Annotated in this window: 24 protein-coding genes; 15 read left to right on the top strand and 9 right to left on the bottom strand. The window is 64.5% G+C overall.

Features of this window, described 5'->3' with window-relative positions; all coding sequences use genetic code 11:
* The first annotated feature begins 198 nt into the window (after nt 1-198).
* Together NCR34_RS27505 and NCR34_RS27500 are read left to right on the top strand one after the other, a co-directional pair.
* The gene (locus tag NCR34_RS27505) at nt 199-699 is read left to right on the top strand and encodes a 6,7-dimethyl-8-ribityllumazine synthase (protein WP_248323581.1); all 501 of its coding nucleotides are present in this window, start codon (nt 199-201) and stop codon (nt 697-699) included.
* A 197-nt stretch (nt 700-896) separates the two neighbouring features.
* A complete protein-coding gene (locus NCR34_RS27500) occupies nt 897-1,325 on the top strand; it encodes a diacylglycerol kinase (protein ID WP_248323582.1) in 429 nt (142 codons plus the stop codon).
* A gap of 17 nt (nt 1,326-1,342) precedes the next feature.
* Here the strand turns inward: NCR34_RS27500 and NCR34_RS28140 are convergent, their stop codons facing one another.
* Nucleotides 1,343-1,759 carry a rubredoxin gene (locus NCR34_RS28140; protein WP_248323583.1) on the bottom strand — a complete coding sequence of 139 codons (417 nt, stop codon included), beginning with the start codon at nt 1,757-1,759 and terminating at the stop codon, nt 1,343-1,345.
* 143 nt (nt 1,760-1,902) lie between these two features.
* On the opposite strand from NCR34_RS28140, the gene NCR34_RS27490 reads away from it, so the two are divergent.
* On the top strand, nt 1,903-2,490 hold the full coding sequence (locus NCR34_RS27490; protein WP_248323584.1) for a TetR/AcrR family transcriptional regulator: 588 nt from the start codon (nt 1,903-1,905) through the stop codon (nt 2,488-2,490).
* A gap of 7 nt (nt 2,491-2,497) precedes the next feature.
* Here NCR34_RS27490 and NCR34_RS27485 read toward each other — a convergent pair whose 3' ends face one another.
* On the bottom strand, nt 2,498-2,833 hold the full coding sequence (locus NCR34_RS27485; protein ID WP_248323585.1) for a hypothetical protein: 336 nt from the start codon (nt 2,831-2,833) through the stop codon (nt 2,498-2,500).
* Between the two features lie 146 nt (nt 2,834-2,979).
* Here NCR34_RS27485 and NCR34_RS27480 point away from each other — a divergent pair, with 146 nt between their 5' ends.
* From NCR34_RS27480 to NCR34_RS27470, 3 genes are all read left to right on the top strand, one after another.
* The gene (locus tag NCR34_RS27480; protein WP_250501380.1) at nt 2,980-3,186 is read left to right on the top strand and encodes a hypothetical protein; all 207 of its coding nucleotides are present in this window, start codon (nt 2,980-2,982) and stop codon (nt 3,184-3,186) included.
* A gap of 96 nt (nt 3,187-3,282) precedes the next feature.
* Complete coding sequence (locus NCR34_RS27475; protein WP_250501379.1) at nt 3,283-3,618, top strand: hypothetical protein; 336 nt, start codon at nt 3,283-3,285, stop codon at nt 3,616-3,618.
* 115 nt (nt 3,619-3,733) lie between these two features.
* Nucleotides 3,734-3,967 (top strand): DUF2934 domain-containing protein, encoded by a 234-nt coding sequence (locus NCR34_RS27470; protein WP_244140179.1) that lies wholly within the window; start codon nt 3,734-3,736, stop codon nt 3,965-3,967.
* Nucleotides 3,968-4,004: 37 nt separating this feature from the next.
* Here the strand turns inward: NCR34_RS27470 and NCR34_RS27465 are convergent, their stop codons facing one another.
* Complete coding sequence (locus NCR34_RS27465; RefSeq protein ID WP_175943622.1) at nt 4,005-4,232, bottom strand: hypothetical protein; 228 nt, start codon at nt 4,230-4,232, stop codon at nt 4,005-4,007.
* Between the two features lie 161 nt (nt 4,233-4,393).
* On the opposite strand from NCR34_RS27465, the gene NCR34_RS27460 reads away from it, so the two are divergent.
* Nucleotides 4,394-5,293: a LysR substrate-binding domain-containing protein gene (locus NCR34_RS27460; RefSeq protein ID WP_248323588.1), complete on the top strand. Its 900-nt coding sequence runs from the start codon at nt 4,394-4,396 to the stop codon at nt 5,291-5,293.
* Nucleotides 5,294-5,308: 15 nt separating this feature from the next.
* Here NCR34_RS27460 and NCR34_RS27455 read toward each other — a convergent pair whose 3' ends face one another.
* The 4 genes from NCR34_RS27455 to NCR34_RS27440 all read right to left on the bottom strand — a co-directional run bounded on the left by NCR34_RS27455 (nt 5,309) and on the right by NCR34_RS27440 (nt 9,316).
* The gene (locus tag NCR34_RS27455) at nt 5,309-7,420 is read right to left on the bottom strand and encodes a phosphocholine-specific phospholipase C (protein ID WP_250501378.1); all 2,112 of its coding nucleotides are present in this window, start codon (nt 7,418-7,420) and stop codon (nt 5,309-5,311) included.
* Between the two features lie 29 nt (nt 7,421-7,449).
* Complete coding sequence (locus NCR34_RS27450) at nt 7,450-7,755, bottom strand: hypothetical protein (RefSeq protein ID WP_250501377.1); 306 nt, start codon at nt 7,753-7,755, stop codon at nt 7,450-7,452.
* A 119-nt stretch (nt 7,756-7,874) separates the two neighbouring features.
* Complete coding sequence (locus tag NCR34_RS27445) at nt 7,875-8,609, bottom strand: DUF421 domain-containing protein (RefSeq protein ID WP_175943630.1); 735 nt, start codon at nt 8,607-8,609, stop codon at nt 7,875-7,877.
* On the bottom strand, nt 8,609-9,316 hold the full coding sequence (locus NCR34_RS27440) for a DUF421 domain-containing protein (RefSeq protein ID WP_248323592.1): 708 nt from the start codon (nt 9,314-9,316) through the stop codon (nt 8,609-8,611). The genes NCR34_RS27445 and NCR34_RS27440 overlap by 1 nt, the downstream gene beginning before the upstream one ends.
* A gap of 145 nt (nt 9,317-9,461) precedes the next feature.
* Between NCR34_RS27440 and NCR34_RS27435 the strand changes: the two genes are divergently transcribed.
* The 4 genes from NCR34_RS27435 to NCR34_RS27420 all read left to right on the top strand — a co-directional run bounded on the left by NCR34_RS27435 (nt 9,462) and on the right by NCR34_RS27420 (nt 14,293).
* Nucleotides 9,462-10,685, top strand: a complete 1,224-nt coding sequence (locus tag NCR34_RS27435; RefSeq protein ID WP_248323593.1) for a DUF2252 domain-containing protein — start codon at nt 9,462-9,464, stop codon at nt 10,683-10,685.
* Between the two features lie 64 nt (nt 10,686-10,749).
* Entirely contained in the window at nt 10,750-11,313 is a 564-nt protein-coding gene (locus NCR34_RS27430) for a DUF3005 domain-containing protein (RefSeq protein WP_248323594.1), read from the top strand.
* 53 nt (nt 11,314-11,366) lie between these two features.
* Nucleotides 11,367-11,606, top strand: coding sequence for a DUF3460 family protein (locus NCR34_RS27425; RefSeq protein ID WP_244851245.1), 240 nt, complete (start codon nt 11,367-11,369; stop codon nt 11,604-11,606).
* A 308-nt stretch (nt 11,607-11,914) separates the two neighbouring features.
* A complete protein-coding gene (locus NCR34_RS27420) occupies nt 11,915-14,293 on the top strand; it encodes a hybrid sensor histidine kinase/response regulator (RefSeq protein ID WP_250501376.1) in 2,379 nt (792 codons plus the stop codon).
* A 47-nt stretch (nt 14,294-14,340) separates the two neighbouring features.
* Here the strand turns inward: NCR34_RS27420 and NCR34_RS27415 are convergent, their stop codons facing one another.
* Together NCR34_RS27415 and NCR34_RS27410 are read right to left on the bottom strand one after the other, a co-directional pair.
* The gene (locus NCR34_RS27415) at nt 14,341-14,748 is read right to left on the bottom strand and encodes an Hsp20/alpha crystallin family protein (protein WP_248323596.1); all 408 of its coding nucleotides are present in this window, start codon (nt 14,746-14,748) and stop codon (nt 14,341-14,343) included.
* A 44-nt stretch (nt 14,749-14,792) separates the two neighbouring features.
* Nucleotides 14,793-15,233 carry an Hsp20/alpha crystallin family protein gene (locus tag NCR34_RS27410; protein ID WP_248323597.1) on the bottom strand — a complete coding sequence of 147 codons (441 nt, stop codon included), beginning with the start codon at nt 15,231-15,233 and terminating at the stop codon, nt 14,793-14,795.
* A 231-nt stretch (nt 15,234-15,464) separates the two neighbouring features.
* Between NCR34_RS27410 and NCR34_RS27405 the strand changes: the two genes are divergently transcribed.
* The 4 genes from NCR34_RS27405 to NCR34_RS27390 all read left to right on the top strand — a co-directional run bounded on the left by NCR34_RS27405 (nt 15,465) and on the right by NCR34_RS27390 (nt 17,852).
* Nucleotides 15,465-15,848 (top strand): hypothetical protein, encoded by a 384-nt coding sequence (locus NCR34_RS27405; protein ID WP_175943644.1) that lies wholly within the window; start codon nt 15,465-15,467, stop codon nt 15,846-15,848.
* Nucleotides 15,849-15,993: 145 nt separating this feature from the next.
* Entirely contained in the window at nt 15,994-16,434 is a 441-nt protein-coding gene (locus tag NCR34_RS27400; RefSeq protein ID WP_248323598.1) for a YsnF/AvaK domain-containing protein, read from the top strand.
* Between the two features lie 96 nt (nt 16,435-16,530).
* On the top strand, nt 16,531-17,412 hold the full coding sequence (locus tag NCR34_RS27395; RefSeq protein WP_248323599.1) for a YsnF/AvaK domain-containing protein: 882 nt from the start codon (nt 16,531-16,533) through the stop codon (nt 17,410-17,412).
* A gap of 236 nt (nt 17,413-17,648) precedes the next feature.
* Nucleotides 17,649-17,852 (top strand): cold-shock protein, encoded by a 204-nt coding sequence (locus NCR34_RS27390; RefSeq protein ID WP_159834819.1) that lies wholly within the window; start codon nt 17,649-17,651, stop codon nt 17,850-17,852.
* Nucleotides 17,853-17,865 lie beyond the last annotated feature (13 nt).

Here is a 17,865-nt window from a genome sequence, read left to right as displayed (position 1 = left end):
ACCCAGCTCACCCAAAACAACATCAAACCCGACATCAACCCCAAAAAAACAAAACACCACCCACACCACACCCCACATCACCAGAACCCCCCCCACCCCCCCCCCCCCCCCCCCACCCACCCCCCCCCACCCCCCCCCCCCCCCCCCCCCCCCCCCCCCACCGTCCTTCGCCCTGTTCACACAAACAGGCTGAAGTCCATGAACACATCCATTCTCAACGAATCACAGGCAGTACAGGCTGCGGGCGCTCGCCGTCCTCGCATTGCGTTCGTTCAGGCTTGCTGGCATCGCGATATCGTCGATCAGTGCAAGACGTCCTTTCTCCAGGCAATCGAACAACACGGCTATGCGCGCGACGACATCGATCTCTTCGAAGTCGCCGGCGCGTTCGAAATTCCGCTGCACGCGAAGCGGCTCGCGCAGAGCGGGCGTTATGCCGGCATCGTGGCGGCGGGACTGGTGGTCGATGGCGGCATCTACCGGCACGAATTCGTCGCGCAGGCCGTGATCAACGGGTTGATGCAGGTGCAGCTCGAAACGTGCACGCCGGTGTTTTCCGCCGTGCTCACGCCGCATCATTTCCATCACGGCGAGGAGCACGTCGGCTTCTTTCGCGAGCATTTCCTCGTGAAAGGCCGAGAAGCCGCGCATGCGTGCGCGGATACCATCGGCAAGCTCAGCGCGCTGCCGGTTGTATAAGCCTCAGCGAAGTGGCGGTCATGGGCGCTCGGCCCGTGACCGCTTTGGAGATGCCGGTTTGGGAGACCGTTAGTTGCCTTGAAATTGCGCAGGCAGATGTTGCCTGCTATCCGAAGCTATATTCTTGTCACGCGGGCGGTCGAGCGCAGCCGCTCGCCAGAATCCAACCGCGCACGCTTCTCTTCCCCTAAACCCCGATGGCACGACGCAACTCACCCTCTCCGTGGACAAACTCCACGCCGCACAAGCGCAGCGGCCCATTGCGCGGCCTGTTCGCGCTGCGGCACTCGTGGAACGGCCTCGTCGTGACCTGGCGAGAGGAAAGCGCGTTTCGCCAGGAGGTCGGCCTTGCAGTCGTCCTGCTGCCGGTGGCGTTCATCGTGCCTGTGAGTGCAGCCGAGCGCGTGCTGCTGGCCGCGTCGGTGCTGCTCGTGTTGCTAGTCGAACTGATTAATTCGAGCATCGAGGCGGCCATCGATCGCATTTCGCTCGAACGTCACGAACTCTCGCGCCGGGCGAAGGATCGCGGAAGCGCGGCCGTCACTGTCGCGCTCGTCATTTGCGTGCTCACGTGGGGCATCATTTGCGGGCCGATGGCGTGGCATTGGGCGCGCACGCTGGCATAAAGCGGCAGCGCCGAGTATCAAAACTCGACGAGCGCAAAGTCGTCCTTGCCGACGTCGCAGAGCGGACAGCGCCAGTCATCCGGCACGTCGCGCCAGCGCGTACCCGGTGCGATGCCGTGCTCGGGGTCGCCCGCGGCTTCGTCGTAAATCCATCCGCAGATCAGGCAGACCCATTGCGTGAACGCGGACGCCGCGGGTTCGGGCGCGACGCCCCGACCATCCGATTCGTGGAATTCGCCGTGCACGTCTTCGTCCAGCGAGACGATGAGCGGCCCCGCCTGCGCATCGACGCCTTTTGCCAGAAACGCGCCGAGTTCAGCGTGCAGCCGCATGGCTTCCTGCGCAGTCAGATCGATCCAGTACGGATCGCCCGCGCCGTTGTTCAACCGCGCCGATGAGAACTGCAATTCGAGCGCGGCGCCCTTCTTGTACATGCCTTCGGCCTCTTAATAGTTCAACATACTCGCCGGTTTTTAGATACTGCGGAGTATCCGGATGCTAACACGAATCTTTCCGACGCTGCCTTTACTTGCTAGTATCGGGCGTCGGCAAAATTCAACATCGAGAGGATTCGAACATGGCAAGGCTTTCGCGCGAGGAAACTCAGGCGCTTACGCGGCAGCGGTTACTGTCGGTCGCGAAAGAGCATTTCGCCCGCGATGGCTACGCCGCCGCCTCGCTCGACCGCATCGCCGACGAAGCCGGTTTCAGCAAGGGCGCGGTCTATTCGAATTTCGCGGGAAAGGACGAGCTCTTTCTCGGCGTGCTGGAAGAACACGGGCGCGTCAGTCTCGATCAGATACTGGCCGATTTACGGGGCGCGCAGAGCATCGAGAAAGCCATCGACCGTATTGCGGCATGGGCGACGCGCAGTTCGCGGCTTGGCAACTGGCCGATGCTGATCCTCGAATACTCGCGCGTCACGAAGCCCGCGGACGCCTTTCGCAAGTCGCAGGAGAAGGTGCTGCGCGCTCAATGGAAGGCGCTCGGCGAGGTGCTGCTCCGGTTCGATCCCGAGCTCGACGTCAAGCCGGAAGTGCTCGGCGCGCTCGTGTTCGAGCTGACCTATGCGCCCGCGATGAGCTTCGTCAGCAAGCCCACATCGGGCGATTTGTTGCGCACCGCGCTGCGAGGTCTCTTCGGTACGCTGCGCGCTTCCGGTTGATCCGCGCTTACCAACCCTGCGAGCCACCGGCATCGTGCTTCGTCACGGGCGAAGGCTTGCCGCTTTGCGCGCCGAACGGCATCGCGCCGCCCATGTCGCGGCTCATGCCGCTTCCCTGCCCGCCTTTCGACACCGTGCCCGGCGAGACGTTGGACGATCGCTGCGTACCGGAAGCTTCGGCCGATTGTCCTGCCGAAGTTCCCGCGCCGCCGGACGTGCTGCCGCCCTGTCCGTTGTTCACGCAGCCGCCTCCGCCGCAGCCGAGTCCTCCGCCGGCCGCATGAACGTTGCCGGCTAGTACGAGCATCGAGCCCAGGATGATGTTGCGTGTCGTTGCATGCATGGCGACTCCTTTCTTCATCGAGGTTCATACAGACGATGCAATCCACATGCCCCTCCGCCATGCCGAGCCGGCCAGAGCGGCCTCGCCGCGGGACTGTGGATTGCTCCTTCGCCACGCCGACATCGCAACGTGAAGCAGGAGTCCTCATGCTCGCCCATCCGTCCCCGAAGCAATGGTCGCTCGCGCGGCGCGCGTCGTGTTCTCCGGCGTGCCTCGCGAGCGTCTGCGCGAGTCTGTCGATCATCCCGCTTGCCTTCGCGACCGCGATGCACGCGATGAACGGCAGCATCGTCTGGCCGTGGCGAACCGGAGCGACGCGCGCATCGAAATCGTACGCAGCCTGTTCGAACTAAAGCGAACGTATCGCGTCACGCGGCCGGGCTTTCCTGGCGCCGCGGTCGCCTTCAATAAAACGAGGGAGGTGTCCATGATGCGACGCGCGGCATGCTTTGCCGAGAGCGGGCTGGGGCTACACCGTTACCTCCGTCATCACGAAGGGCACGCTGCTCGACGCCAACGCCGAGTGGTGGGCCTGGTTCGACGGCGATACGCGCACGACCTTCGGCGGCGCCATTGCCGCGCACGCCCCGGCGCCCGGCGAGCCGCAGTTGTATCTCGCGGGGCGCATCTTTTATCGACGCACGAAAGGCGAACTGATGGAAACCGCGTTCTATCGCCGGCTCGACTATGCGGACATGTCGTTCAGCGGAATCGAGCCGCTCGACGACGCGCTCAACTACGCCGGCAAGGTGCTGATTCCGGGCGCGCTCGAAGCGCAGCATTAGGTTCGCGGTTCGCGGCTCGCGCCGGCACGGCGAATGCAGTGGACAACTTCCAAGGCGCGCGTGGCGGCCCTAGAATCGAACTGCGCGCAGCGCGCCCACTTCACAGGACGAGAGAATGTCGAGCACACCGGACCACGAGGACGACGATGCACGCGACGCGATGACGCGTGAAGCCCTCGAACAGCGCATTCGCACGCTGGCCTATTACATGTGGGAGGCCGAAGGCCGGCAAGCCGGCCGGGCCGACGAGTACTATCACCGCGCGCGCGAGCAGTTGAACGCGGACAACCCGGATGCGGCTCGCGAACGCTCGGTCAATTCGAAGAGCAAAAGCAAGCCGCCGTCGTGAGCACGACGGCGGGCATCGCAGGCTCTCGTGCGTTCGTTCAGAGCGCGAGCGCCTCGTGTTCGTCGACCCACGCCATCGCGCGTTCGCGTGCGAAGGCAATCGCCTCGTTTTCATCGACGAAGGCGAGATGAAACTCCATGTCGTGCGATTCGATGTCGTCGCCTTCGTTCGCGGGCGGCATATAGATGCGCGCATTGCCGACGATGCTTCCGTCTTCGATGCTCGCCGACGTGTGAATCTTGCATGAACGATACTCGAATTCCATGGTGTGCCTCCGCGTATGGGTGTGATGTTTGAAGGAGGGCACAGCATGTAGCGTGCCGCGCGCGGCGCTCGCGCGTTACAGGCGAAAATCGGATAATGCGGGCCGGCGCTTCACCATCAGCCACAATCGACCACAACCGACCACAACCACACTCAGCACCTATGCGTATTCCGCCGCTCAAGGCCATCGTCGCGTTCGAGAGCGTCGCGCGCACGAAAAGCGTGAATCGCGCGGCCGAGGAGATGGGCTTGTCGGCGTCGGCGGTGAGCCATCAGATCGCGAATCTGGAAGGCATCATCGGGCAGCCGCTCTTTCAGCGCTCCGGACGCGGCCTCGTGCTCACGCCCGCCGGCGAACGCTATCTGTCCGACGTCACGGGCCTGCTCGCGGACCTGAGCCGCGCGACCGAGCGCGCATCGAGCCAGAAGGAAGTGGACATCCTGCGCGTGCATTCCAGCCCGAGCTTCGGGCTCATGTGGCTCTTGCCGCGCCTCTCGTCGTTTCAGGAAGACAACGGCGATATCCAGCTCAATCTCGCGTGCTCGTACGAGAACGTGTCGTTTTCGAACGGCTATTACGACATCGACATCCGCCATGGCTACGGCAACTGGACCAATCTCGAAGTGCGGACCTTGCGCGGCGAATTTATCGCGCCGCTCGCCTCGCCGAAGTACCTCGAACGCCATCCCGTGAAGACGCCGGACGACCTGCTCTCGCATCGTCTGATCTATTCGGAGACGCCGCTCGTGCAGTGGAAGCAATGGTTCGGCAGAACCGGCGTGTCCGCGCCGCAGAAGACTTTCGACTTCTCGTTCGACCGCTCGTACATGTCGATCGAAACGGCGGCGCTCGGGCTCGGCATCGCGCTGGAAAGCCTGATGCTCGCGTCCGTCAAGATCAGCGAAGGCGTGCTCGTGCCGGTGTTCGACGCGAGCCACGCGGTCGAAGTCGGCGCGCATCATCTCGTCTATCCGAGCCAGAACGCCGACTTGCCGCGCGTCGAGCGGTTCCTTGCATGGATCGAACGCGAGGCCGCGCGCGACATTCAGCCCGCGCGCTAGCCTCGCCGGTACCGCCTACGCCGACAGCGCGGGATCGCTCATGCTGTCGCAGCCGGTCTCGACGTGCCCGGCGAAACGGCGCGCGAACGTGCTGTCCGTATCCACCGTCACGCGCACGTCGTACCAGCCGTGCGACGCGCGCAGGTCCAGATACAACTGCGCGGTCTCGCCGCCCGCCACGCGCCGCGTCACGGTCTTCGAAGGCTCGTAGTCGTTCGTCGCGCTGAACGTGCACGGCCCGCTGCCGTTGTTCTTCAGACGCAGTTGCAGATTGCCGTTCGCGACGTCGTAGCCTTCGGCGACTTCGGGCAGCGCCTCTTCGCGCGACCACCCGCTATGCGATGCCGTCGCCTTGCCCGCCACCCGGCGCAGGAACCCGTTCGGCCCGTGCACGACGAAGTCGTAGCTGCCGTCGGCGTTCGTCGCGAGGTGATCGGCGAGGCGCTTGTTGGCCTCCACCGTGTAGGTGCGCGGCGCATCGGTGCTGCCCTGCCGATACAGCAGGAACACCGCGCCCGCCGCGCCCGTGTTCACGAAGTCGAAGGCCACCGTGCGCTGGCTCGCGTTCGCGTGCGTGCGCACGAAGAGTTCGTACGGCAGCGCGCGGGCGGGACGAACGCCCGGCTCCTGCTTCGGCATCGCGCCGACGACGGGCGGCACCGGCACGTAGTCGGGATGACGCGCCTTGTCGGGCGGCGCGTACGACGACGTGCCCGGCAGCGTCGGCAGGCCGCGATTCGGATTGCGGAAGTCGAACGCGGAGGTCAGATCGCCGCAAATCGCGCGGCGCCACGGCGTGATGTTCGGCTCAGGAAGCCCGTGCGACGCGCCGAAGCGCTTCTGAATGAAGCGGATGACCGACGTGTGGTCGAACGTTTCGGAGCACACCCAGCCGCCGCGCGACCACGGCGACACGACGATCATCGGCACGCGCGCGCCGAGGCCGTACGGACCCGCCGCGTACTTCTGGCTGCCGGGGAAAATTTCGAGGCTGGTATCGACGGTCGAGAGCCCGTTCGCGCTCGATGCCGGCGGAAACGGCGGCACGATGTGATCGAAGAAGCCGTCGTTCTCGTCGTAGTTGATGAGGAGCGCCGTCTTGCTCCAGATGTCCGGGTTGGAGGTCAGCACCTGCAACACCTGATCGACGTACCACGCGCCATAATTCGCCGGCCAGTTCGGATGCTCGGAATACGCTTCCGGCGCGACGATCCACGAGACCTGCGGCAGCGTGCCCGCCTGCACGTCCTGCCTGAGCTTCGTGAAGTAGTCTTCGCCCGCCGCGGCGTTGGTGCCGCGACGCGCCTTCTCATACAGCGGGCTGCCCGGCTGCGCGTTCTGGTACTGAGTGAAGTAAAGCAACGAGTTGTCGCCGTAATTGCCGATGTACGGGTCCTGCGTCCAGCCCCACGAGCCCTTCGCGTCGAGACCCGTACCGATGTCCTGATAGATCTTCCACGAGATGCCCGCGCGCTCCAGCACTTCGGGGAACGTGGACCAGCCATAGCCCGCTTCCGCGTTGTCGACGACAGGACCGCCACCCTTGCCGTCGTTGCCCACGTAGCCGGTCCACATGTAGTAGCGGTTCGGATCGGTCGACGTGTTGGTCGAGCAGTGGTACGCGTCGCAGATCGTGAAGGCGTCGGCGAGCTGATAGTGGAACGGGATGTCGTCGCGCTTCAGGTACGCCATCGTCGTCGTGCCCTTGGACGGCACCCATTGATCGTACCGGCCGCCGTTGAACGCGCCCTGGCCGCTCACCCAGTCGTGCGGCAGGTCTTGCAGGAACTGCATCCCGAGGTTGGATGCGCCCGGATGAAACGGCAGCACGTCGCCCGCGCCGGCGGCAATCGGCTGGTGATACACGGTCTTGCCGTTCGCGAGCCGCACGGCGCGGGTATCGCCGAAACCGCGCACGCCGCGCAGCATGCCGAAGTAGTGATCGAAGGAGCGGTTTTCCTGCATCAGCACGACAATGTGCTCGATATCCTCGATCGAACCGTGACGGTTGTTCGCGGGAATGGCGAGCGCCTGGCGAATGCCGAGCGGAACGATATTGAGTGCGGTGGCCGCGCCGGCGGTCTGCATGGCCGCGCGCAGGAAGTCACGTCTGTTATGGGTTGTCATCCGTGTGCCTGGGGAAGAGAGGGAAGGCGTCAGTCGACCGTGTGAATGACCGGCGGCGCGAGCGCATCGGACGATGCCTGCGCGGAGACGGCCTGCGCGGACTGCGCTTGCGACGGACGGGGCGTGCCGGTGGACGTGGCCGAGATCGCCCAGTTCTCCAGTTCGCTCGTTCCCGCGGTCGCGGCATCCGCTTGCGCGCTTGCGCGCGCCGGCGCGGCCGCGGCAGGGTCGGCTGCCGTATCGCTATTGCTGTTGCTGTTGCAGCCGCCAACGGTTGCGCACGCGAATACGGCGATGCCCGCCGCTACGTGGCGGCGTCTTTCGGCTCTCTTCATGCGTCCTCTCGGCAAGTGGGCAGTTGCACTCAGCGCACGGAAGCGTAGCGGGGGGATGTGTAAGCAATGTGACCGGCGCGCGCCGGGCCGGTGGGTGGCATCGGCAAGACGTTGGCGGCTTAGCTAGCCGCGGTCTGTTCGGTGTCTGCGGCGGCGCCGGTATCCGTGGCCGTCGACCGCTCGACGGGCACGCGCACGGCGGATTCCCACCGCTCGTAGCCGCACGCCTCGCACGGCCGGTCAGGACGCTCGTCCGACTGCACCGTGACGCCGCAGCTCCAGCACGAGAAATAGCCCTTCGCGCCGATGGCGTCGAGCAGCGACCGCTCCATGTCCGGCCGCACCGTGAGCCCGGGCAAAGGCTCCTTTCGCCACACGATGCTGATGGACCCGGACGCCTCCATGTACACGCGGCGCAGTTGCCCGAGATGCGCGACGTTCGCCGCCCTCAGCTCGGAAGCGAGCATTTCGCGCGAGACCTGGCTGGCTTTCAGTTCATCGAGCAGTATGCGGCCGTCTTTCACGAGAATCGTGACGTCGCCCTGCTCCAGCACTTCGAATCTGCGCCAGCGCAGACCGGCCTTCGCGCTCAGGCGTTGCAGCGCGACCACGGCGAGCAGCACGACGGCGGCCGGCAGCACGCCCTGCGACGACACCTGAATGGGCACGCCGATGGCCGCGCCCAGCATCAGAATGACGGCGAGTTCGGTGATGCTCAACTGCGCCGCGACGCGCTTGCCCATCATGCGCATGGCGACGAGCAGCATCAAATACATCACGACCGCGCGCGGGATGACCTCGATGAGAAAAGCCCACGGCCCGTCGCCGATCAGCAGTCGCTCGATAAAAGGCATCAGCGCTCCACTTCGGTCACGGCGTACGTCCACTCGCGCGATCCGCAGTTGTCGCAGCGCAGATCGCCGGCGTGGCCGCTCTCCTCGGTCTGCACCGTGTTGCCGCACTGCAGGCACGCGGAGCAGCCCGGCACGCGGGCTTCGTCGCGCAATTCCTCGTCGATGGCGGGCAGCACCGACAAGCCCGGCTTCGCGGGCCGCGCGGGGATGAACGAGAACGCGCCCGAAGGCTCCATGTACAGGCGGCTGATCTGGCCGAGATGCTGCCAGCCCGCGAGCCGCATCGCTTCGTAGACCTTTTCGCGGGGCATCGCGGCGCGCGCCAGCTCGGCGTGTTCGAGCCGCCCTTCGCGGGCGAGCAGCGTGACATCGGTCGATATCATCGTCTCCACGCGCCGGTGCGTGATGCCCGCCGCCGCGATGATGCGCTGAAGCGCGACCGCGACGAGCGCGATCAGAAACGGCGGCAGCATGCCGCGATTCGCGGCCTGCAACGGCACGCCGATGGCCGCCGCCAGTGTCACGACGATCGAGATTTCGAAGAGCGTGAACTGCGCGGCGACGCGCCGGCCCAGCAAGCGCATCGCGATGACGAGCAGCACGTAAGTCGCGCAGGTTCTGAGCAGCACTTCCAGCAGAAAGTGCCATGACGCGTTGCCGAACAGGAAGCGATGCCAGTCGGTCAGTCTGAACGGAGGGGATTGCAAAGCGGCACCTGACAGCATGTCGAGTGCGGACCACGGCGCATTCAGCGTGCCTGATGCGCGCGCGACATAACGTCTTTAAAGCGGCAGGCACATCTTGTGCGGTGCACGAGAAAAGCCCGCGCGACACTATCCCGCAAGACGATTCATGCCCAAGCCATCCAAGCAAAAAGTACCCGAATTCGAGAGCCGGCAGGAAATACTCACGGCCCGACGCAATGCCAAGATGGCCCGTTCGACGCACGCCTATGTGCGCGGTAACACCTCGAAGTTCTACGACTGGCTCGAACAGGCGGAGATACGCGGATTGCCGCAAGGCCCGGCCATCTGGATTTGCGGCGACTGTCACACCGGCAACCTGGGCCCCGTGGCGGACGCCAACAAGCGCATCGAGATTCAGATTCGCGATCTGGACCAGACGGTCATCGGCAATCCGGTGCATGACCTGATCCGGCTCGGCCTCTCGCTCGCGACCACGGCGCGCGGCTCCGCGCTGCCGGGCGTCACGACCATCAACATGATCGAAGCCCTGTTCGAGGGCTACGCGCTCGCCTTCGACGCCGACGCCGACAGCGACGCCGACGACCTCTGCCGCAAGCCCGAAGTCGTGCGCGTGGTGATGCGCGAAGCGGTGCGCCGTTCGTGGAAGCATCTGGCGCTCGAACGTCTCGACGACACGCAGCCGACCATTCCGTACGGAAGCCGCTTCTGGCCCGTCAACAAGGACGAGCGCGCGGAGATCGAGGCGCTCTTCCAGAAGGAGACGCTCGCCAAGCTCGCGACGAGCCTGCGCGGTCGTCCGGATACCGGCAAGGTCACCGTGCTCGACGCCGCCTACTGGGTCAAAGGCTGCAGTTCGCTCGGACGCCTGCGTTACGCGGTGCTGCTCGACGTGGACGGCGGCGTGGTCGAAGGCGACGACCTGTGCCTCATCGACATCAAGGAAGGCGTGAAGGCCGCCGCGCCGCGTTATCCCGGCACGAACATGCCGCGCGACAACGCCGAACGCGTGGTCGAGGGCGCGCGCAACCTGTCGCCGCATCTCGGCGAGCGCATGCGATCCGCGACCTTGCAGGGACGTCCCGTGATTCTGCGCGAGCTGCTGCCGCAGGACCTGAAGCTGGAGATCGAACACATCGGGCCAACGGAAGCGATGGAAGTGGCGCGCTATCTCGCGTTCGTCGTCGGTCAGGCGCACGGCAGGCAGATGGACCGCGCCACACGCAAAAGCTGGCTCGGCGAACTGAAGCGCACGAAGCCGAAGTCCATCGACGCGCCGTTGTGGCTGTGGAGCAGCATCGTGGAACTGGTCGGCAGTCACGAGGTCGGCTATCTCGAACACTGCCGGCGTTACGCGCTCGCGGCGGCCTGACGCGCGCCCGGGCACGCGGAATGCATCGCAACGCCATACAGCAATTGAATCAGACGAGGACGCAATGCAGAACGCAGAAGGGAATCCGTCACAGCAACAGCAAAAGGAAATGGCGGCCAAGAGCCCCGCCAAGACGCCCGCGACCGGCACGGCTTCGCCCGACGCCGCGACGCAGGCGAAGGAGTTCGGCAGCACGAAACACGCGGGCTCGGCCGAACCGGGCCCGGCCGACGCGAACGGCGCGCTGCCGTCGATAGACAATCGCGCGGCCAGCAACGGCTCGTCCGATCCCGTGCGCGAAGCGGCGAGCCGCATCCGCGCGGTCGACGACGAAGGCATGGAGTCCACCGACGACACCGTGGACGCCGACGCGAAGTCGATCGAAGCAAGCCGCGATATGTCCGGTTGGCACGACAACGTGATCTCGTCGAACGCGACGCTGTCCAATAACGTGCGCGCGCCGGCGCGCGGCCTCGGCGGCATCGACAGCCGTCCGACCGGCAACGTGCCGCCGATTCTGCCCAAGCGCGGCTATCGCGTGGTGTTCAGCGAGACGCTTTACGAGCAGGAGATGAACGGATCGAAAACATCGCATGTGTTCAGCTTCGAGCGCATTGCGGATGCATGAACGCCAACGAGCGCGGCTGTTGAAACCATCGACTTTGGTGAAGGAGAAAGAAAGTGGGCTTGTTCAAACGTCATCGTGAGCAAGGCGGCGTATCGACCGGCCTGTATGTATCCGAGTTCGAGCAGTTCCTCAACCGGCTGAAAGAGGACCATCCGGACATGGACCGGAACCAGATGTTGGGGCGCGCGCTTCTCTGGGACAAGCTGCCGCGTCTGCCGGACTCGCCCGATTCGGTCGGCAAGGAAGGCAAACTGCGCCAGCCCTCGTACGTCTATTACAGCGACCTCGACTAGCTTGCGGCAAGCCTGAACCCGCCAATGGGCGCTCGCCCATGCGCGCGCCCGGATTCGTCCAGGGCAGCGCGCAGTCGCTCACGCGCCTGACGCGGCGACGCGCTCTTGTCCGGCGCAAGCACGTGCGCAACCGCCGTTGTCCGTCTTCTCCCGCATCTTCCGCCCGTTTCTCGCGCTTTTCCGCAGCCGGCCGGGCGTCGTTCGACGCCGGGCGAGCAAGTCGCTAGAATGGTCCGTTCGGAGACGCCCATCAAAACCATGCTCATTGCCGCTTTCAGGTCAGCGGGGTCAGCGAGCCAAAAGAACCGATGACGAATGTCATGCGCAATAGCGAGAACACGCCAGCCGGCATGCGCCCCGACTGGGCACGCGTCTGGATCGATTCCACCACCAATCTGGCGGCGTTCTGCCTGACGCCGGAAGGCTTCGTGTCGACCTGGAATCCGGGCGGCACGGCCATTTACGGCTATGCGCCCGAAGAAATCATCGGCCAGCACTACTCGGTGTTCTTCCCGGACGACGGCCGCGAGAGCGCGACGCTCGAAAGTGAATTGCGCGAAGCACGCGCGCACCGCAGCTTCGAAACGGAAGGATGGCGCAGGCGCAAGGACGGCTCCGTGTTCTGGGCGAGCGTGCTCACCACGGCGCTCGTCGAGGCGGACGGGTCGCTCATCGGCTTCGTGAAGATTGTCCGCGACGAAAGCGACAAGCGAAAGGCGCACGACGCGGTGATTGAAAGCGAGCGGCGCTTTCGTCTGCTCGTCGAGGGCGTGACGGACTACTCCATCTTCATGCTCTCGCCCGAAGGGCTCGTGACCAACTGGAACAGCGGCGCGCGGCGCATCAAGGGCTATACCGCCGAGGAAATCATCGGCTCGCACTTTTCGCGCTTCTATTCGCCGGAAGATGCGGCGGCCGGCTTGCCGCAGCGCGCGCTGCGCATTGCCGCCCGCGAGGGACGGTTTGAATCCGAAGGCTGGCGCCTGCGCCGCGACGGCACGCGCTTCTGGGCGCATGTGATCGTGGACGCCATTCGCGACGAAACCGGCACGCTGATCGGCTTCGCGAAGATCACGCGCGACGTCACCGAGAAGCGCGAAGCGGATCAGCTTCTCGAAGAGACGCGCGCCGCGCTGTTGCAGGCGCAAAAGATGGAAGCCATCGGCAAGCTGACGGGCGGCGTCGCGCACGACTTCAACAACGTGCTGCAAGTGCTGCGCGGCAATCTCGAACTGCTGCGCAGCCGTTGCCTGGGCGACAACTGGAGCATGGACCGCCTGAGCAATGCGATCGATGCCGTCGAACGCGGCGCGAAGCTCGCGTCGCAATTGCTCGCGTTCGGCCGCAGACAGGCGCTGCGGCCCGTGTCCGTGAATCTCGCCTCGATGGTGCGCGGCATGGACGACTTGCTGCGCCGCGCGCTCGGCGAAACCATTCAGGTCGAGACGGTGGTCTCCGGCGGGCTATGGAATGCGTACGTCGACTTGCATCAACTGGAGAACGTGCTGCTGAACCTCGCCATCAACGCGCGCGACGCGATGCCCGACGGCGGCAAGCTCACGCTCGAACTCGCGAACGCGATGCTCGACGACCGCTACGTGCGCACGCTTTCCGACGTGCCGGCGGGACAGTACGTGATGCTCGGCGTGACCGATACGGGCGTCGGCATGCCGCCCGAAGTGCTGGAGCGCGCATTCGATCCTTTCTTCAGCACGAAGCCGGAAGGCGAAGGCACCGGGCTCGGCCTCAGCATGGCGTATGGCTTCATCAAGCAGAGCGGCGGGCATATCCGCATCTACAGCGAAGTCGGGCACGGCACCACGGTGCGCGTCTACTTGCCGCGATCGCTGGTGGAGGCGCTCGAACCCACCACGTGGCGGAACGCGCCGGTGACGGGCGGCACGGAAACGATACTCGTCGTGGAGGACGACCAAAAGGTGCAGTCCACCGTCATCGAAATGCTGACGGACCTCGGCTATCACGTGCTCAAGGCCGACAATGCCGACCAGGCGCTCGTCGTGTTGAGCAGCGGCGTGCACATCCATCTGGTCTTTACCGATGTCGTGATGCCCGGCTCGCTCAAGAGCCCCGAGATGGCGCGCCGCGCGGTGAAGATGCAGCCGGATCTGCGCGTGCTCTTCACGTCGGGCTACACGCACAATGCGATCGTTCACGGCGGACGCCTCGATCCGGGCGTGGAACTGTTGAGCAAGCCCTACAGCCGCGAAGATCTGGCCGCCAAGATCCGGCAGATGCTCGGCACTCCGAATCAAACACCTCAAACAAGCGAAGCCAAACCGGAGCCTTCGCCCGCGCCCGCTGTTGCGAAACGCGTGCTGGTGGTGGAAGACGACCGCTTCGCGCGCGAAGCGGTGAGCGAGCTGCTCGTGATGCTCGGCCATCGCGCGGTGAGCACGGCCAATGCAAGCGGAGCGCTCGAAGCGCTGGCGCACGACACTTTCGACGTGCTGCTGACCGACGTCAATCTGCCCGACATGGCGGGCACCGAACTCGCGCGGCGCGCCGTCGAGCGTTGTCCCGGCATGCGCGTGATCTTCGCGTCCGGTGACAGCGTGCTCGATGACGAAGCGCAGGGCTTCGAGTGGCAGGCGCTGCGCAAGCCGTACACGCTCGAACAACTCGAAGAAGCATTGCGCGACGAAGGCCGCCCGAGCGGCCAGCAATAAGCCGAGCGGGGCCAGCGTCGCGCCGGCCCCGTCACTACGTCACGACCTCACGCGGCCGTTACTTCGATGCGTCGCGGCTTGGCTTCCTCGCGGCGCGGCAGCGTCAGCTTCAGCACGCCGTCCTTGAGCGTCGCTTCGATCTTCGACGTATCGAAGTCGTCGCTCACGGTGAACGTGCGCGAGAAGTACGGCGCGCGCACTTCCGCATGCGCGAGGCGCAGATTCGACGGCACCGGCACGACCGACTCGCCTTCGATGATGAGACTGCCGTCGTGCACCTTCACATCGAGCCGGTCCTTCGATACGCCCGGCAGGTCCGCCCACAACGTGACGGCGTGCACGTCCTCGACGATATCGACATTCGGCGCAAGCGTCGTGCGGCGCCGTTCCTGGCTGGACTCCTGACGAGCCACAGCGCCTTTTTCGCGTTCCGCGATCTGAGTGTTGTCGCTCATGATGTCACCTCTTCTTTCGCTCATTGCATGGGTTATTTCACAGCTCATTGGACACTGATAGCGCGCGGCTTCGATGCCTCGCGCTTGCCGACCGAGATCAGCAAACAACCATCGACATAACGCGCCTGCACCTTGTCCGGATCGGCCTGCTGCGGCAGTTCGATCACGCGACGGAAGGTGCCGTTGAAGCGCTCCTGCGCGTACTCGCGCGCGCCTTCGGGCAGGTCGCGCTCGCGCGTCGTGCGTTCGCCGGCGATGTTGAGCAAGCCCTTGTCGATGGACACGTCGAGCTTCGTGGTGTCGAGGCCCGGCGCGAACGCGACGATCTCGATGGTGTCATCGGTCGAACCGATGTTGACGGGCGGGAACACGCCGGGACGGCTCGATCGCAGGCTTCTCGGAAAGCCGTCGAACACGCTGGACAGTTGCCGCTGCACTCTCTCCAGTTCGCTGAAGAGATCGGCCGCAGTGAATGCTTCGTTCATTTTCGCTCTCCTCCGGCGGCAAGAGGGAAGCTCCATGCGCTTCAGCTTTAGCTGCCCCATGCCGCGGACAATTAAGGTTGAAACACGCAGCGCTCATGGCGAGCGGCTGCCTTTACGAGGTCAATATATGAAACGCCGCGAGATTTTCAAGGGGCGGGGCGTGCGCTTCGCGCGCTTGAAAATGGAGGCGTCGCCCATACCATCCGCGCACCAGGTCACAAGGAGAATGTCGTGGAATTCGATACCGACTGGAGAACGCTCGGACGGCATCGCATCAAACTGCGTTCAACCCGGGGCTTTCCCACCGAGATCATGAATCAGCTCGCCGAGGTGGCGCGCCTCGCGGTGGATCACAACATGAGCGCCCGGGCGCGGATCGTCGAGATCGTCTTTCGGCACGAGAAGGTGTACGACATCACCGTCGGAACGACGATCGCCGAAGACCGCGTCTGCGCGCCCCAACTGGAAGCTGCTATCGCCGCCGTGTTCGGACTCATGCCGGAGCAGATCAATCTCTTCGTGCAGACGGTCACGCAGGAGGAAGTGGACCTGCACTTCGGCGTCTACGAAAGGATGCTTGCAGAGAAGCTCGGGACGGTCGCGCCGATACATTGACTGACTGCGCATCGGCTTGCGCTCGCTCGCGAGCGGCACAGTGCTTGCGCGGTCCGTTGCTCGGATGGCCATTGCGCAACCCGCGCGAGGCGGCCGTCTTCGAGCGGACGAATCAGCGTTCCGCGAATCTGCGATGGAGAAGCCGATGAACTCAGACGATACCCCGGCCAACGTCACGCCGCCGTCGGAAGAAGTGCGCCTGTCCGCGGTACAGGAAGAACTCGCGGTCGGCGTGCGCACGACCGAGACCGGCTCCGTGCGCGTGCGCAAGGTCGTGCATGAGGAGATGCAACCCGTCTCGATGCGCCTTTCCACGCAGCAAGTGGAAGTGAGGCGCGTGGCAGTGAATCGGCCTGTCGAGGAGCGCAGTGAACCGCGTCGCGAAGGCGATACGCTCGTCATACCGGTATACGAATATGTGCCGGTGGTCAGGATGCAACTCACCTTGAAAGAAGAGGTGTACGTGAAGACGACCGAGACGCAACAGGACGTCGTGCACCAGGTTCTTGTGAATTCTGAGGAACTCGTCGTAGAGCGGCGCGAGGGGCCGGACGGCGAATGGAAGCGCGATCCGCAGGCAGGCTGAGGAACGCTCGGGAGTTGCGCGGGAACGGCCGTTGCGATCTTCATCGCACGCGCTTCAACCCCGGCTTGCGTACGCCTTTTTCTCGGAGATGCTGCTATGACTCAGACTATCATTGGTGTATTCAATACGCTTCAGGACGCCGAGCTCGCTCAGACCCGCCTCGAAGCAGAAGGCATCGCGCGCGCGGACATGAGCGTGCATTCGAATGATGCCGGCTCGTCGATGACGACCGGCGCCGCCACGAGCGATGTCGCGACGGACCGTCCCGTCGGCGACGCGCACGAAGGCGCGATGGGCCGCATCGAACACTTCTTCAAGAACCTCTTCGGCGACAACGACCGGCCGGAAGAGATCGGTCACTATCAGGAAGCGGTGCGCCGCGGCAGCGCGTTGCTGTCGGTGGACGTGCCGGACGGAATGGAGACCGAACGCGTGCGCGACGCGCTGTATGCGGCCGGCGCAATCGACATCGACTCGCGCGTGGCTCAATGGCGCAATACGGGCTACACGGGCTATGACCGCAACGCGCCCGCCTACACCGCGGATGAAATCGCAGCCGAACGCCAGGCTTTCCCGGTCGTGCAGGAGTCGCTCGAAGTCGGCAAGCGTGAAGTGCAAACGGGCGGCGTGCGCGTGTACTCGCGCCTGACGGAAACGCCGGTCAGCGAGTCCGTGAACCTGCACGAAGAACACGCGAGCATCGAGCGCCGCGCAGTGGACCGTCCCGCGACGGCGGCGGATCTGAAGGAAGGCTTCGTCGAGATCAAGGAAACGGCTGAACAGCCGGTCGTCGCGAAGACGGCGCGCGTCGTCGAGGAAGTGGTCGTCGGCAAGGAGAGCTCGAACCGCACGGAGACGATCACCGATACGGTTCGCGGCACCGAAGTGGAAGTGGAACGCACCGCAGGCGTGGAAGGCACGACCACGGGCCTCGAAGGGACCACGGGCGTGACCGGTACCAAGAAGAACCCGCTGTAACGGCAGCATGAGGTCGGCCCGGTCGCGTCATGCGCGCGGCCGGGCCTTCTTATCGAATCGGGTCGAAGAAATAGTTGACTGATTCGATTGGGATTGGCATAATAGCGCTTGAAGTACAAGAAGTCGATTGCTGCTCATCAATAGTCCGATTTTCCTCCGGTATTCGTTGTCCACTCCCTCCTTGCCGCTTCACCCCGCTCTATTCGAGCATCTTCAATTTTTATTTCAGGATTTTCATGGACACCGGTACCGTCAAGTGGTTTAACGACACCAAGGGCTTCGGCTTCATCACCCCCGACAATGGCGGCGACGACCTCTTCGCGCACTTCTCGGAGATTCGCGCCGACGGCTTCAAGACCCTGGCCGAAGGCCAAAAGGTGAGCTTCGAAACGAAGCGCGGCCCGAAGGGCATGCAAGCTTCGAACATCAAGCCGCTGTAAGTCTTGATTCAGT

It is taken from the genome of Caballeronia sp. GAWG1-5s-s (genome assembly GCF_023631445.1).
In the GTDB taxonomy this organism is placed as follows: Bacteria; Pseudomonadota; Gammaproteobacteria; order Burkholderiales; family Burkholderiaceae; genus Caballeronia.
Note: the sequence above shows the minus strand (reverse complement) of the source record. Positions and strands in the feature narration are given on the sequence as shown.

Bases quoted from the DNA above. Each gene is read 5' to 3' on its own strand.
- NCR34_RS27505 (WP_248323581.1), top strand. From the start codon at position 199: ATGAACACATCCATTCTCAACGAATCACAGGCAGTACAGGCTGCGGGC.
- NCR34_RS27500 (WP_248323582.1), top strand. From the start codon at position 897: ATGGCACGACGCAACTCACCCTCTCCGTGGACAAACTCCACGCCGCAC.
- NCR34_RS28140 (WP_248323583.1), bottom strand. From the start codon at position 1,759: ATGTACAAGAAGGGCGCCGCGCTCGAATTGCAGTTCTCATCGGCGCGG.
- NCR34_RS27490 (WP_248323584.1), top strand. From the start codon at position 1,903: ATGGCAAGGCTTTCGCGCGAGGAAACTCAGGCGCTTACGCGGCAGCGG.
- NCR34_RS27485 (WP_248323585.1), bottom strand. From the start codon at position 2,833: ATGCATGCAACGACACGCAACATCATCCTGGGCTCGATGCTCGTACTA.
- NCR34_RS27480 (WP_250501380.1), top strand. From the start codon at position 2,980: ATGCTCGCCCATCCGTCCCCGAAGCAATGGTCGCTCGCGCGGCGCGCG.
- NCR34_RS27470 (WP_244140179.1), top strand. From the start codon at position 3,734: ATGTCGAGCACACCGGACCACGAGGACGACGATGCACGCGACGCGATG.
- NCR34_RS27465 (WP_175943622.1), bottom strand. From the start codon at position 4,232: ATGGAATTCGAGTATCGTTCATGCAAGATTCACACGTCGGCGAGCATC.
- NCR34_RS27460 (WP_248323588.1), top strand. From the start codon at position 4,394: ATGCGTATTCCGCCGCTCAAGGCCATCGTCGCGTTCGAGAGCGTCGCG.
- NCR34_RS27455 (WP_250501378.1), bottom strand. From the start codon at position 7,420: ATGACAACCCATAACAGACGTGACTTCCTGCGCGCGGCCATGCAGACC.
- NCR34_RS27450 (WP_250501377.1), bottom strand. From the start codon at position 7,755: ATGAAGAGAGCCGAAAGACGCCGCCACGTAGCGGCGGGCATCGCCGTA.
- NCR34_RS27445 (WP_175943630.1), bottom strand. From the start codon at position 8,609: ATGCCTTTTATCGAGCGACTGCTGATCGGCGACGGGCCGTGGGCTTTT.
- NCR34_RS27435 (WP_248323593.1), top strand. From the start codon at position 9,462: ATGCCCAAGCCATCCAAGCAAAAAGTACCCGAATTCGAGAGCCGGCAG.
- NCR34_RS27430 (WP_248323594.1), top strand. From the start codon at position 10,750: ATGCAGAACGCAGAAGGGAATCCGTCACAGCAACAGCAAAAGGAAATG.
- NCR34_RS27420 (WP_250501376.1), top strand. From the start codon at position 11,915: ATGACGAATGTCATGCGCAATAGCGAGAACACGCCAGCCGGCATGCGC.
- NCR34_RS27415 (WP_248323596.1), bottom strand. From the start codon at position 14,748: ATGAGCGACAACACTCAGATCGCGGAACGCGAAAAAGGCGCTGTGGCT.
- NCR34_RS27410 (WP_248323597.1), bottom strand. From the start codon at position 15,233: ATGAACGAAGCATTCACTGCGGCCGATCTCTTCAGCGAACTGGAGAGA.
- NCR34_RS27400 (WP_248323598.1), top strand. From the start codon at position 15,994: ATGAACTCAGACGATACCCCGGCCAACGTCACGCCGCCGTCGGAAGAA.
- NCR34_RS27395 (WP_248323599.1), top strand. From the start codon at position 16,531: ATGACTCAGACTATCATTGGTGTATTCAATACGCTTCAGGACGCCGAG.
- NCR34_RS27390 (WP_159834819.1), top strand. From the start codon at position 17,649: ATGGACACCGGTACCGTCAAGTGGTTTAACGACACCAAGGGCTTCGGC.